Raw genomic sequence first — 13457 nt, 5'->3', positions numbered from 1 at the left:
TTCAAAGACACTGGGGAATGTCTTATAAATTAGGGAGGAACAGCTTCGATACATATACTATAAAAGGTGGATGTGACCTCTATGTGAACATAGAGTGAAAGATATGGGGATTTGAAAAATAGTACATATGAAATTGTTATTGCTAGCAATATTGAGTTAGGATATAGAGTTTTCCGGCATAAAACGAAAAGGAATCTGAATATAAATAAAAGTTGTAATCTATGAAAAAAAGGATTATGCTCAACTATATTATGAGAATATAAGGTTTGTCCCAATTATTTAAGGGCTTTTAAAAAGCTTTTTATTGTATGAGGGGAAAGCTTCACTTTAATAAGGGAGTTAGTGATATGGACGTAACAAAAAAACAAGGGCTGTATAATCGTCTTATACGATTAAACCCACCACAAATATTAGCATTAGGCTTTTTCTGCTTAATTGTGGTTGGCGGTTTGTTATTAAAATTACCAATCGCAACGAAAGTACATATTAGTTGGGTAGATGCTTTCTTTACAGCAACGTCAGCAGCGACCGTAACTGGTTTGGGAGTAGTGGATACAGCAAGTACATTTACGATGTTTGGCGAAATTGTTATTATGTTTTTAATTCAAACAGGTGGTCTAGGTCTTATGACAATTGCCATTTTAATTGTTTGGGTACTAGGTAAAAAAATCGGATTACGCCATCGTTTATTAATTGGAGAAGCATTTAATCAAACAAATATAGGTGGTCTTGTAAAATTAGTAAAGCGTGTCTTTATATTTTCGATTTGTATTGAACTTATTGGGGTCATCTTTTTATCGTTTCGCTTTATTCCAGAGTTTGGTTTTGGAAAAGGTTTATACTATAGTATTTTTCATGTAATTGCATCTTATAATAATGCAGGATTTGCTTTATGGCCAGATAATTTAACAAGATATGTAGGGGATCCTATTATTAATATTGGGATTTGCTCTTTAATTGTAATTGGGGGACTCGGTTTTACCGTATTAATTGATATATGGTATAGCCGCAGTTTTCGAAAATTATCACTTCACTCAAAAATAATGATTATTGGAACAGTAGTGCTAAATGTTATAGCAATGATTGTAATTTTTGTATTGGAATATAATAATGTGAAGACGTTAGGGAATTTATCTTTAAATGAAAAACTATGGGCTTCCTTCTTTCAAGGTATTACTCCGCGGACAGCTGGATTTAATACGGTTGACTATGGAGGTATGGAAGAATCATCTATATTATTTACGATGATTTTAATGTTTATTGGTGCAGGAAGTGTATCGACAGGTGGAGGAATTAAATTAACGACGTTTGTTATCTTAATTACATCTGTCCTTTCTTTCTTTAGAAAAAAGGAGGAAATTGTTTTATTTCAGCGTACAATTAAAATGTCGACAGTAACGAGGGCCTTAGCGATTGCTGTTGCCAGTCAAATACTTATTTTAGCAGCGGTATTCATATTAATGCTTACAGAAAACTTCAGCTTTATTCAATTATTATTTGAGACAATATCAGCGTTTGGCACAGTCGGATTAACGATGGGAATTACTGCAAAGCTATCGGCATTCGGAAAATGTATTATTATGTTTGTTATGTTCTGCGGATTAATTGGACCATTAACACTTGTGTTCTCTTTAGCGCGACCAGCAAAACAAAAAATAAAATATCCATCGGAAGATGTGTTTACAGGATAAGGTATCCCGCGTTAAGCGAGATACCTTTTTCTTTTTTAGAACAGGGAGAACAATAGACCAATAAGTGCTACTCGGAATAAAATTGCGATAAGTGCAGCAATTCCACCGACAACTGCAGCGATACCGCCAGTTACAGTAGCTCCGCGATTATAAGCGTAAATACCGAGTAAAACAGAAACAAGACCAAATAGTGTTGGAAATGTAAATAGCGATAAGATAGATAGCGCAAGAGCAATAAAACCAGCAGTTGATCCAGCAGCGGACGATTTTACAACATCTTTATCGTCTTTATCATCGTAATCATAATCAATGCGTTGTGGTGCAACCTCAGCGGCGTACTCTTCTTTATAGTCACTATAATCACTATCTATTCTATCTTTTCTTTTATAATCATCAAATTTCTCAGTCAAATTCATGACTCCTTTCATAACAAGGTTCAATAGTAGTATGTATCTCTTTTTCTTTTTTATCCCGCTATTTGTGAGAGTCGAGCTACGTACACATCCCACTGATTAAAGTTTCACTATACCGGAGCATGTACAGGGAGTAGTATCTTTTAAAAGGAGGAAAATGTTTTCTTGAAATAGGAAAAGTTAGTATGACTTCCTCTATTTTGGAAAATATAAAAAGGAATAATGAGGAAAGGGTGCAATACATAATGGAACATCCAATTGAAAATTTAATGAAAACGGCAATGACAAATTTAAAAGAAATGGTAGATGTAAATACAATTGTTGGGAGCCCGGTTTCAACAGCTGACGGAAATGTAGTATTAACAGTATCTCAAGTGGCTTTTGGTTTTGGAGCTGGTGGAAGTGATTTTAAAGGGGATTTCATTACTGAAAAACATAACGGTGGGCAAAATCAGCATAAAGAGAACAAACAAGGGCATCCATTTGGAGGAGGAAGCGGGGCTGGGGTTTCCATTAGTCCAGTAGCTTTTTTAGTAGTTGGTTCTAATGGAGTGCAAGTATTACATCTCAACAGCAGTACACATTTAATTGAAAAGGCTTTAAATACTGTACCAAGCACTGTAGATAAATTTGTGAATGGTCGTCAAAAGTGAACTTGCATTTTTTAGGAATTATGATATATTAGAAAAAGTGCGCTTTAGGATGATCGGAATAATTGAAATGTAAATATATATGATGTGTGGAATAAGGGAGAGGAATTTATGATTAATATCAAAAACTTAGTAGTTGGCTTATTTATGTTAGTAAGCGGCTTTGTTGTATATGTAATAAAAGAAAAAGCTCCATTCTAAAACAGACAAACCGTTAATGTCTGTTTTTAATTTGCGGAAAAATATTGACAAGTTATTGTATTGGTGTTAGAATTTTAATTCGTGTCTCGGTTACAGCTAGTGTAAAGTAAATATCTCTTATGAATGCAATACGAAAAGTTTGCGAAAGATCGGGTAATTTTATCAACAACTTTTGTGAACAAACCCTATAAATTGTATTTGTAAGCTATATATGTATACTAGTGAATCAAGGAGCGGTCAGTGGAACCGTAATGATGAGAGAGAGGTAGGGCTTTCATCCAGTATATGTTACTTTCCCGTTAGGTGAATATAAAAAAGAGGACTCCTTTTAAAAGGAGTCCTCTTTCATTTTTCAAGTGCGACTTTCAACTTGTTGACAAATTTCATCCGTTGTTAAACCGTGAGCTGTAATGACTGATCCTTTAATTGATGTATCTGCAATGCCCATCACATTAGAATCTTGCCCAGTTACAACGCAACAATCACACCCTTGTGCATCCTGTTCTGAGTTAAGTGTAACAACTTCATGACCTTGTTGCTGAAGAGCTTGTTGAACGTCTGTTAATGAGTTTTCAACGCCAATTCTAGCCATAATTCTCACCTCCTACCATCTAATTGCTAGTATGCTCAAGTTCACTGCATTTATGAAAAGATGGTAGGAAGTAAATCTTTGTTTAGTCGTTATATACGCCAGTAAGCATTTGACTAACGAATTGATCGTTTAATGTATCTTGGGCAGAAGAAGTATTTGAATGGATGTCGATTGAAGCAATAAAATGATTATGTTCTTGCGTATTTGGTTCTACCTCTACGTAATTATCGAATTTACAAAAACCTTTCGTATCCATTAAATCAAATAATTGCAGCATTTCTACTACCTCTTGTCTCGTTCCTTTAATTTGTACACACGCCATATTTATTTCCTCCTTCATTTTGACAAATTGTTTTTTAAAAATAGGATTATGATTACGAAATGAAAAATATGAATGTTATTTTTAGACAGCGCTATTTTTGTTATTTTCCCCCTTTTTCAGCAAAAGTCGTTATATATTCCCGGATTTATAAAATCGGACGTCCGTTTATTGAATACAATAGATTCGCATCAATTGATGAAAATCCTTCTTTTAAACAAATATTTTTTTAGTGGAAATTGGCGAAAAAAATTTTTTGACTTTTTGTAAACGTTAACAATGTTGTTAAATCAATATAAGTAAAGAAGTACGTACGATTAAAAATTATAAATTTTCTAAAAATTCACTTGATTTATTTAGAAAGGAGAGTAAACTAGGAAACAATAAAAAATTCATAGAACATAGGAGGCGCTTCTAGTGAATGAGCAATGGATTTTCTTAAATGGAGAATTTGTTCCAAAAGATGAGGCAAAAGTTTCAGTATATGATCATGGCTATTTATATGGCGATGGAGTGTTTGAAGGAATTAGAGTTTATAGCGGTAATGTTTTCCGTTTGAGAGAGCACCTTGTCCGGTTGTATGAATCAGCAAAATCAATCCTTTTAGAAATTCCATATTCATTAGATGAAGTAACAAATATTGTTGTTGAGACGATTCGACAAAATAAATTATCTAATGGATACATTCGCCTTGTTGTATCAAGAGGAGCAGGAAATCTTGGATTGGATCCCGATTCATGTAAGAAGCCGAATGTAGTAGTAATTGCAGAACAATTATCTTTATTCCCACAAGAATATTATGAGAAAGGGATTCCAGTTGTAACAGTTGCAACGCGCCGAAATCGTCCCGATGTTTTATCCCCTCAAGTAAAATCTTTAAATTACTTAAACAATATTTTAGTTCGTATTGAAGCGAAATTAGCTGGAGTACAAGAAGCACTTATGTTAAATGATCAAGGATATGTAGCTGAAGGCTCAGGAGATAACGTGTTTATTGTTAAAGGAAATAAATTAATTACACCACCAAGTTCTGCTGGAGCGTTAGAAGGTATTACACGAAACGCCATTTTAGAAATCGGCGAAAAACTTGGATATGACGTAAGAGAAGAGTTATTTACAAGACATGATGTATATGTAGCTGATGAAGTGTTTTTAACAGGAACAGCTGCTGAAGTTATTGCTGTTACGACAGTAGATGGTAGAACGATTGGCTTAGGGCAAACAGGTCCACATACGAACCGTTTATTAGAAGAGTTTCGTAAGTTAGTTGTAGAAGATGGAGAGAAAATTTACGAAGAAAATAAAGTTGGATAACAACTTTTTTAACATAAGAAAGCGTTGATAGGGAGGAGTAGTTGATTGTGAAGCCTCACAGAGAGTCGGTGGTTGCTGAAAACCGATGGTTCACGTCGACGAACATCGCCCTTGAGTGCTAAGCTAAAGCATTTGTCTAGGCTTAGACGGTAGCTCCGTTATTAGCTAGATCCATTTATGGATCACTGAGGCAAGAGTATTCTTGCAAAGAAGGGTGGTACCGCGAAATCTTTCGTCCCTTCAGCACATAGCTGGAGTGTGGACGTAGGATTTTTTTATTGTATAAAAGTTTGAAAAAGGGGGCTTATAAGAACAATGTCTTCAAAAACGGAAGAGAAACTGGCAACTGGTGCACAGCTATTGTTAGAAGCGCTAGAAAAGGAAGGCGTAAAAGTGATTTTCGGTTATCCGGGTGGTGCCGTTTTACCTCTCTATGATGCACTGTATGATTGTGAAATTCCGCATATTTTAACAAGGCATGAGCAAGGGGCAATTCACGCTGCTGAAGGGTATGCCAGAATTACAGGGAACCCAGGGGTTGTAATTGCAACGAGTGGCCCAGGTGCTACAAATGTAATTACGGGTCTAGCGGATGCGATGATTGATTCATTGCCACTTGTTGTATTTACAGGCCAAGTAGCAACAACGTTAATTGGGAGCGATGCTTTTCAAGAGGCGGATATTATGGGACTTACGATGCCAGTGACAAAACATAACTATCAAGTGCGAAAGGCCTCAGATTTACCTCGAATTATTAAAGAAGCATTTCATATTGCTAAAACAGGAAGACCAGGACCAGTCGTTATTGACCTTCCGAAAGATATGGTAGTCGAGAAAGGTGAGCGATGTAGCAATGTACAAATGGATTTACCAGGATATAACCCTAATTATGAACCGAATCTACTTCAAATAAACAAATTACTACAAGCAATTGAAACCGCAAAAAAACCGTTAATTTTAGCTGGAGCAGGTATACTGCATGCGAAAGCTTCGAAAGAATTGACAAGTTTTGCCCGTAAATATGAAATCCCTGTTGTGCATACGTTACTTGGACTTGGTGGTTTTCCGCCAGATGATGGGCTATTTCTAGGGATGGGGGGAATGCACGGTTCTTACACAGCCAATATGGCGTTATATGAATGCGACTTACTCATTAATATAGGTGCGAGATTTGACGATCGTCTTACTGGGAATTTAGCTTTTTTTGCTAAAGGGGCGACTGTTGCACATATCGATATTGATCCAGCAGAAATTGGGAAAAATGTGCCAACAGAGATTCCTATTGTTGCAAGTGCTAAGCGGGCGTTAGAAGTATTGCTTCAATCAGAAGGAAAGAAAGAAAATCATCATGAATGGCTCTCTTTATTAAAGAGTAGAAAAGAAAAGTATCCATTCTCTTATAAACGAAATTCTGAAAGTATTAAACCTCAATACGCGATTGATATGCTATATGAAATCACGAAAGGAGAAGCGATTGTAACAACAGACGTTGGGCAACATCAAATGTGGGCAGCACAATACTATCCGTTGAAAAATCCAGATAAATGGGTAACTTCTGGCGGATTAGGAACGATGGGGTTCGGATTTCCAGCAGCAATCGGTGCGCAAATTGCAAAGCGAGATGAACTAGTTATTGCAATTGTTGGTGATGCTGGGTTTCAAATGACTCTGCAAGAATTAAGTGTATTAAAAGAACACGCTTTACCCGTTAAAGTATTTATTTTAAATAATGAAGCTTTAGGAATGGTAAGACAATGGCAAGATGAATTTTACAATCAAAGATATTCACATTCTTTATTGCCATGCCAACCAGATTTCGTCGCTCTTGCGAATGCGTATGGTATAAAAGGTGTTCGTATTGACGATCCACTTCTTGCAAAGAAGCAAATCCAGCATGCGATCGAATTACAAGAGCCAGTCGTAATCGATTGTCGTGTACTTCAATCAGAGAAGGTTATGCCGATGGTTGCACCAGGAAAAGGTGTTCACCAAATGGAGGGAGTGGAAAAAGGGTGAAGAGAATTGTTACAGCGACAGTTCGAAATCAAAGTGGTGTGTTAAACCGAATTACAGGGGTTATGACACGAAGACATTTTAATATTGAAAGTATTTCAGTAGGTCATACAGAATCATCAGATATATCGCGAATGACGATTGTTGTACACGTTGAAAGTGAACAGCAAGTTGAGCAGTTAATTAAACAACTTCATAAGCAAATCGATGTTCTGAAAGTATCAGATATTACAGAAGAAGCAATGATTGCTAGAGAGCTTGCTCTTATTAAAGTAGCAACTTCTGTAGCGAGGGCAGAATTATATAGTTTAATTGAACCATTTCGAGCCGCTGTAATAGATGTTGGGAAGGATTCCATAGTTGTGCAAGTAACAGGTACGCAAGATAAAGTAGAAGCGTTAATTGAATTACTTCGTCCATACGGTTTAAAAGAAATTGCTAGAACAGGTGTAACAGCATTTACACGTAGTATGAAAAAACAAGATAAGCAAGTTATGTTAATTCAATAATCATTTAAATATAGGGGGAAATGAAAATGGCAAAAGTTTATTATGAGAAAGATGTAACAGTAAATGTATTAAAGGAAAAGAAAGTAGCAATCATCGGATATGGCTCGCAAGGTCATGCGCATGCGCAAAATTTACGTGATAACGGATTTGATGTAGTAGTAGGTTTAAGAAAAGGTAAGTCTTGGGATAAAGCGAATGAAGATGGGTTTTCTGTATATACAGTAGCAGAAGCAGCGGAAAAAGCTGATGTAGTAATGATTCTATTACCTGATGAATTACAACCAGAAGTATATGAAGCTGAAATTGCACCAAATTTACAGGCTGGAAACTCTCTCGTGTTCGCACATGGATTTAATGTTCACTTTGATCAAGTAAAACCACCAGCGAATGTAGATGTATTTCTAGTAGCGCCAAAAGGACCGGGGCATCTCGTACGCCGTACGTTCGCCGAGGGAGGGGCTGTTCCTGCATTATTTGCAGTATATCAAGATGCAACAGGAGTTGCGACTGAAAAAGCACTTTCTTATGCTGACGGAATTGGAGCAACGAGAGCTGGTGTATTAGAAACGACGTTTAAAGAAGAAACAGAAACAGATTTATTTGGAGAGCAAGCTGTACTCTGCGGCGGAGTGACTGCACTTGTAAAAGCAGGATTTGAAACGTTAGTTGATGCGGGATACCAGCCTGAACTTGCATATTTTGAATGTTTACATGAACTGAAGCTAATCGTTGACCTTATGTATGAAGGTGGACTTGAAAATATGAGATATTCAGTTTCAGATACAGCGCAGTGGGGAGACTTCGTATCAGGACCACGCGTTGTTACTGAAGATACGAAGAAAGCGATGGGGGCAGTATTAGCAGAAATTCAAGATGGTACATTTGCAAGAGGCTGGATTGCAGAGCATAAAGCAGGAAGACCAAATTTCCACGCGACAAATGAGAAAGAGAATGAACATGAAATCGAAGTAGTAGGACGTAAATTACGTGAAATGATGCCTTTCGTACAGCCGCGAGTAAAGGTAGGGATTAAATAATATGAAGCAGATTTTGTTCATGGATACAACGCTTCGTGATGGCGAACAATCACCAGGAGTAAATTTAAATGAACAAGAGAAGTTACAAATTGCTAGGCAATTAGAGAGGCTTGGTATTCATGTAATGGAAGCTGGATTCGCGGCAGCTTCCGAAGGTGACTTCCAATCGGTAAAACGCATCGCGAATACAATTCAAAACGCTACGGTTATGAGTTTAGCTAGAGCGAAAGAAAGTGACATTCGAAGAGCATATGAAGCTGTGAGAGGCGCTGTATCTCCTCGTCTACACGTATTTCTAGCTACGAGTGATATTCATATGAAATATAAACTTTGTATGTCAAAAGAAGATGTGTTAAATAGTATTCATCGCTCGGTTACGCTCGGAAAATCATTATTTCCGACAGTACAATTTTCTGCAGAAGATGCGACAAGAACATCGAGAGCATTTTTAGCTGAAGCAGTAGAAATTGCGATTCGAGCAGGAGCGAATGTAATTAATATTCCGGATACAGTTGGATATACAAATCCGGAAGAGTATTATTCTCTTTTTAAATACTTACAAGAATCCGTTCCATCATATGAAAAAGCGATTTTTTCTTGTCATTGTCACGATGATCTTGGTATGGCAGTAGCAAATTCGTTAGCTGCGGTTGAAGGGGGAGCATTGCAAGTAGAAGGAACGATTAATGGCATTGGAGAAAGAGCAGGGAATGCAGCGTTAGAAGAAGTTGCAGTAGCTCTTCATATTAGAAAAGATTTTTATAAAGCAGAGCCTTCGATGACTTTAAAAGAAATTAAGGCGACGAGTACATTAGTAAGCAGGTTAACGGGTATGGTTGTACCGAAAAATAAAGCAATCGTTGGAGCGAATGCATTTGCTCATGAATCGGGCATCCACCAAGACGGGGTTTTAAAAGAAGTAACAACTTATGAAATTATCGAACCAGCGCTTATAGGAGAATCTCAAAATCTCTTTGTACTTGGGAAACACTCTGGCCGTCATGCGTTTACGGAAAAAATGAAAGAGCTTGGTTATGAATTTACAAATGAAGAGCGAGATGCGGCATTCGAAGCATTTAAAAAATTGGCTGATCGTAAAAAGGAAATTACTGAAGAAGATTTACGCGCACTTATGCTTGGTGAAGCAGCATTTGCAGCTCAGCAATATAACATTACGCAATTACAAGTGCATTTCGTATCAAATAGTACACAATGCGCAACAGTTGTGCTGAAGGATGAGGAAGGAAATATATATGAAGATGCAGCCACTGGTTCTGGTAGTATTGAAGCGATATACAATGCGATTCAAAGAATTTTAGGATTAGAATGTGAATTGGCAGATTATCGCATACAATCTATTACACAAGGTCAAGATGCACTTGCTCACGTTCATGTTGAATTAAAAGAAGGTAGTCACCAAATATCAGGTTTCGGAGTTGCGCAAGACGTATTGGAAGCGTCGGCGAGAGCTTATGTCCATGCAGCAGGGAAATTAAAATCTCTTATAGCGCTTGTGAAATAAATAATTGATAGGTGAGAGAAGCTTTCCTCACCTATCAAATTAAAGTTCTGAAAATTCAGTTAAAAGGAGTGTTAAAAATGGAAAAACGTATCGTTTGTTTAGCTGGTGATGGTGTCGGTCCAGAAGTAATGGAGAGTGCGAAGGAAGTATTGCATATGGTAGAAAGGCTATATGGACATCATTTTCATTTGCAAGATGAGTACTTTGGTGGTATTGCTATCGATTTAACTGGGCAACCATTACCACAGCGAACACTTGCCGCCTGTTTAGCGAGTGATGCGGTTTTACTTGGAGCAGTAGGTGGACCAAGGTGGGATAGTGCGAAAGAAAGGCCTGAGAAAGGATTATTAGCATTAAGAAAAGGACTCGGTGTATTTGCGAATGTTCGCCCTGTAACGGTAGAAAGTGCAACTGCACATTTATCACCATTAAAAAACGCTGATGAAATTGATTTCGTTGTCGTTCGTGAATTAACAGGCGGAATTTATTTTTCTTATCCGAAAGAGCGAACGGAAGAAGTGGCGACAGATACACTTACGTATCATCGCCATGAAATTGAACGTATCGTTTCGTATGCTTTTCAATTAGCAAATAAGCGGAAGAAAAAAGTAACATCTATTGATAAAGCGAATGTTTTAGAGTCTAGTAAATTATGGAGAACTGTGACAGAAGAAGTAGCACTTCGCTACCCAAATGTGGAAGTAGAACACATTTTAGTAGATGCAGCAGCTATGGAATTAATTCGGAATCCAGGAAGATTTGACGTTATTGTAACGGAAAATTTATTTGGTGATATTTTAAGTGATGAGGCTTCAGTATTAGCTGGATCATTAGGAATGCTTCCATCAGCAAGTCACGCTGAAAAGGGACCTTCATTATATGAGCCTATTCACGGATCAGCACCGGATATTGCGGGGAAAAATAAGGCGAATCCAATTGCGATGATGCGTTCTGTTGCAATGATGCTTGGGCAATCGTTCGGATTAACGAGAGAAGGAGATGCAATTGAAGAAGCAGTTTCTGCAGTCCTTAAATCAGGGAAATGTACAGCAGATATCGGGGGGACTGAAACGACAACTTCATTTACAAAGGCAGTTATTCAAGAAATGGAAGAGCAAGCGTTAGTAGGGAGAGGAAGATAATGGGAAAAAGGTTACTAGATAAGCTTTGGGAAAGACATGTAGTTGCGACTAATGAAAATGGATTGGATTTATTATATATCGATCTACATCTTGTTCATGAAGTAACGTCACCGCAAGCCTTTGAAGGCTTGCGGCTTACAAATCGAACAGTCCGCAGACCAGATTTAACATTTGCAACGATGGATCATAATATTCCAACGAAAGATGTTTGGAATATTACCGACCGCATTGCGAAGCAGCAACTAGATACACTTCGGCAAAACTGTAAACAATTTCAGGTGCCATTAGCGGATATCGGAGATGAAGAGCAAGGGATCGTTCATGTAATAGGACCAGAACTTGGACTCACACAGCCAGGAAAAACGATTGTTTGTGGTGATAGTCATACAGCAACACACGGTGCTTTTGGCGCACTAGCGTTTGGTATTGGTACGAGTGAAGTGGAACATGTATTGGCAACGCAAACGTTATGGCAACGAAAGCCGAAAGCGATGGGCATTGAGTTAAAAGGAAAGTTACCGCAAGGTGTCTATGCGAAAGATATTATTTTACACCTTCTTTCAAAGTACGGAGTAGCAGTTGGAACAGGTTACGTAATGGAATTTTACGGAGAGGCCATTCATGCTATGGATATGGAAGAGAGGATGACGCTTTGCAATATGGCAATTGAAGGGGGAGCAAAGGCTGGCATTATTGCACCAGATGAAAAAACGGTTGCTTACGTAAAAGGGCGTAAATATGCGCCGAAAGACTATGAATCTATTAAGGAAAAATGGTCAGAACTTTATACAGATTTAGATGCAATTTATGATTTACATATTCTAGTAGATGTTACAGATTTAGCGCCGTACGTTACGTGGGGAACAAATCCTAGTATGGGTGTTCGGATTGATGAGAAATTGCCAGAAAAGCATGATGCAAATGACGAAAGAGCGTTTTCTTATATGGGATTGAGTCCCGGACAAAGTACGTATGACATTCCAGTTCAACATGTTTTCATTGGATCTTGTACAAATTCCAGGCTTTCTGACTTAGAAATTGCTGCATCTGTCGTGAAAGGTAAAAAAGTAAAAGAAGGTGTGCGAGCACTTGTTGTACCTGGATCTCAAAGGGTAAGAGAAGCAGCGATGCATAAAGGATTACATCGCATATTTGAAGAAGCTGGATTTGAATGGAGAGAGCCCGGATGCTCAATGTGTCTAGGTATGAATCCAGATCAAGTGCCTGAAGGAGATCATTGTGCCTCTACGTCCAATCGCAATTTTGAAGGAAGACAAGGAAAGGGAGCACGAACGCATTTAGTTAGCCCGGCAATGGCGGCAGCGGCTGCGTTATATGGTCATTTTGTTGATATTAGAAAGGAGAGTTATGATGGAGCCATTTCGTATTCATAAAGGTACTGCCGCAGTACTGATGAATGATAACATTGATACAGATCAAATTATTCCGAAGCAATATTTAAAGAGAATTGAAAGAACTGGGTTTGGGAAGTTTTTATTTGATGAGTGGCGATATGATAATAATCGCCAAGAAAACCCTAATTTCCCGCTTAATGCACAAGAAAGAAAAGGAGCCAGCATATTAATCACAGGTGATAATTTTGGATGTGGCTCGTCAAGAGAACATGCTCCATGGGCACTTGCTGATTATGGTTTCCGTGTTATTATCGCTGGAGGATTTGCCGATATCTTTTATATGAATTGTATGAAGAATGGCATGTTACCGATTGTAATGGATAAAGATATGCGTGAACAACTTGCTAAAACAGATGCGAGGGAACAAATTACAGTTGATTTAGAAAATGAAATAATAACAACGAATACGCATAGATTCCATTTTACGATCGAGAAAATGTGGAAAGAGAAGTTATTAAATGGTTTAGATGAAATTAGTATTACAATGCAATATGAACAAGAAATAAAAGAGTATGAAAGAAAAGTGGCTTTACATTAAAAAAATGACGGAATATTAAAAATGTATTTACATTCAAAATTAACTGTTATATACTATGTGAAAATCAGAGGAGAAAGGGAGTAAGTATTATGAATATCGTG

At 37.5% G+C, this 13457-nt stretch carries 14 protein-coding genes and 1 other annotated feature; of the genes, 11 read left to right on the top strand and 3 right to left on the bottom strand.

Annotated elements, in window-relative coordinates; translation table 11 throughout:
* Positions 1-347: 347 nt before the first annotated feature.
* Complete coding sequence (locus MR107_RS03575) at positions 348-1691, top strand: TrkH family potassium uptake protein (RefSeq protein ID WP_242292056.1); 1344 nt, start codon at positions 348-350, stop codon at positions 1689-1691.
* A 35-nt stretch (positions 1692-1726) separates the two neighbouring features.
* Here the strand turns inward: MR107_RS03575 and MR107_RS03570 are convergent, their stop codons facing one another.
* On the bottom strand, positions 1727-2101 hold the full coding sequence (locus tag MR107_RS03570) for a hypothetical protein (protein WP_000136541.1): 375 nt from the start codon (positions 2099-2101) through the stop codon (positions 1727-1729).
* Between the two features lie 188 nt (positions 2102-2289).
* On the opposite strand from MR107_RS03570, the gene ytfJ reads away from it, so the two are divergent.
* Together ytfJ and MR107_RS03560 are read left to right on the top strand one after the other, a co-directional pair.
* Positions 2290-2757: a GerW family sporulation protein gene (gene ytfJ / locus MR107_RS03565; protein ID WP_000204234.1), complete on the top strand. Its 468-nt coding sequence runs from the start codon at positions 2290-2292 to the stop codon at positions 2755-2757.
* A gap of 108 nt (positions 2758-2865) precedes the next feature.
* A complete protein-coding gene (locus MR107_RS03560) occupies positions 2866-2955 on the top strand; it encodes a hypothetical protein (RefSeq protein WP_000608227.1) in 90 nt (29 codons plus the stop codon).
* Between the two features lie 352 nt (positions 2956-3307).
* Here the strand turns inward: MR107_RS03560 and MR107_RS03555 are convergent, their stop codons facing one another.
* Both MR107_RS03555 and MR107_RS03550 read right to left on the bottom strand, forming a co-directional pair.
* Positions 3308-3547 (bottom strand): YkuS family protein, encoded by a 240-nt coding sequence (locus MR107_RS03555; RefSeq protein ID WP_000101022.1) that lies wholly within the window; start codon positions 3545-3547, stop codon positions 3308-3310.
* An 82-nt stretch (positions 3548-3629) separates the two neighbouring features.
* Positions 3630-3869, bottom strand: a complete 240-nt coding sequence (locus tag MR107_RS03550) for a DUF3911 family protein (RefSeq protein WP_000752514.1) — start codon at positions 3867-3869, stop codon at positions 3630-3632.
* Between the two features lie 414 nt (positions 3870-4283).
* Here MR107_RS03550 and ilvE point away from each other — a divergent pair, with 414 nt between their 5' ends.
* From ilvE to leuD, 8 genes are all read left to right on the top strand, one after another.
* Entirely contained in the window at positions 4284-5180 is an 897-nt protein-coding gene (gene ilvE, locus MR107_RS03545; RefSeq protein ID WP_001005486.1) for a branched-chain-amino-acid transaminase, read from the top strand.
* A gap of 15 nt (positions 5181-5195) precedes the next feature.
* Positions 5196-5423: a binding site (T-box leader), on the top strand.
* Between the two features lie 72 nt (positions 5424-5495).
* On the top strand, positions 5496-7196 hold the full coding sequence (ilvB, locus tag MR107_RS03540) for an acetolactate synthase large subunit (RefSeq protein ID WP_000095868.1): 1701 nt from the start codon (positions 5496-5498) through the stop codon (positions 7194-7196).
* Positions 7193-7702 carry an acetolactate synthase small subunit gene (gene ilvN / locus MR107_RS03535; RefSeq protein ID WP_000822952.1) on the top strand — a complete coding sequence of 170 codons (510 nt, stop codon included), beginning with the start codon at positions 7193-7195 and terminating at the stop codon, positions 7700-7702. The genes ilvB and ilvN overlap by 4 nt, the downstream gene beginning before the upstream one ends.
* 26 nt (positions 7703-7728) lie before the next feature.
* On the top strand, positions 7729-8739 hold the full coding sequence (gene ilvC / locus MR107_RS03530; RefSeq protein WP_001151740.1) for a ketol-acid reductoisomerase: 1011 nt from the start codon (positions 7729-7731) through the stop codon (positions 8737-8739).
* 1 nt (position 8740) lies between these two features.
* Positions 8741-10261 carry a 2-isopropylmalate synthase gene (gene leuA, locus MR107_RS03525; protein WP_000809599.1) on the top strand — a complete coding sequence of 507 codons (1521 nt, stop codon included), beginning with the start codon at positions 8741-8743 and terminating at the stop codon, positions 10259-10261.
* A gap of 77 nt (positions 10262-10338) precedes the next feature.
* On the top strand, positions 10339-11403 hold the full coding sequence (leuB, locus tag MR107_RS03520) for a 3-isopropylmalate dehydrogenase (RefSeq protein WP_000415363.1): 1065 nt from the start codon (positions 10339-10341) through the stop codon (positions 11401-11403).
* Entirely contained in the window at positions 11403-12797 is a 1395-nt protein-coding gene (leuC, locus tag MR107_RS03515) for a 3-isopropylmalate dehydratase large subunit (protein ID WP_000520112.1), read from the top strand. Before leuB ends, leuC begins: the two co-directional genes overlap by 1 nt.
* The gene (gene leuD, locus MR107_RS03510) at positions 12775-13356 is read left to right on the top strand and encodes a 3-isopropylmalate dehydratase small subunit (RefSeq protein ID WP_000433188.1); all 582 of its coding nucleotides are present in this window, start codon (positions 12775-12777) and stop codon (positions 13354-13356) included. Before leuC ends, leuD begins: the two co-directional genes overlap by 23 nt.
* Positions 13357-13457 lie beyond the last annotated feature (101 nt).

The sequence above is a fragment of the Bacillus cereus group sp. BfR-BA-01441 genome, assembly GCF_022663075.1.
In the GTDB taxonomy this organism is placed as follows: Bacteria; Bacillota; Bacilli; order Bacillales; family Bacillaceae_G; genus Bacillus_A; species Bacillus_A cereus.
This window is presented reverse-complemented; position numbering and strand designations above follow the sequence as displayed.

Bases quoted from the DNA above. Each gene is read 5' to 3' on its own strand.
- MR107_RS03575 (WP_242292056.1), top strand. From the start codon at position 348: ATGGACGTAACAAAAAAACAAGGGCTGTATAATCGTCTTATACGATTA.
- ytfJ (WP_000204234.1), top strand. From the start codon at position 2,290: ATGACTTCCTCTATTTTGGAAAATATAAAAAGGAATAATGAGGAAAGG.
- MR107_RS03560 (WP_000608227.1), top strand. From the start codon at position 2,866: ATGATTAATATCAAAAACTTAGTAGTTGGCTTATTTATGTTAGTAAGC.
- MR107_RS03555 (WP_000101022.1), bottom strand. From the start codon at position 3,547: ATGGCTAGAATTGGCGTTGAAAACTCATTAACAGACGTTCAACAAGCT.
- MR107_RS03550 (WP_000752514.1), bottom strand. From the start codon at position 3,869: ATGGCGTGTGTACAAATTAAAGGAACGAGACAAGAGGTAGTAGAAATG.
- ilvB (WP_000095868.1), top strand. From the start codon at position 5,496: ATGTCTTCAAAAACGGAAGAGAAACTGGCAACTGGTGCACAGCTATTG.
- ilvC (WP_001151740.1), top strand. From the start codon at position 7,729: ATGGCAAAAGTTTATTATGAGAAAGATGTAACAGTAAATGTATTAAAG.
- leuA (WP_000809599.1), top strand. From the start codon at position 8,741: ATGAAGCAGATTTTGTTCATGGATACAACGCTTCGTGATGGCGAACAA.
- leuB (WP_000415363.1), top strand. From the start codon at position 10,339: ATGGAAAAACGTATCGTTTGTTTAGCTGGTGATGGTGTCGGTCCAGAA.
- leuC (WP_000520112.1), top strand. From the start codon at position 11,403: ATGGGAAAAAGGTTACTAGATAAGCTTTGGGAAAGACATGTAGTTGCG.
- leuD (WP_000433188.1), top strand. From the start codon at position 12,775: ATGGAGCCATTTCGTATTCATAAAGGTACTGCCGCAGTACTGATGAAT.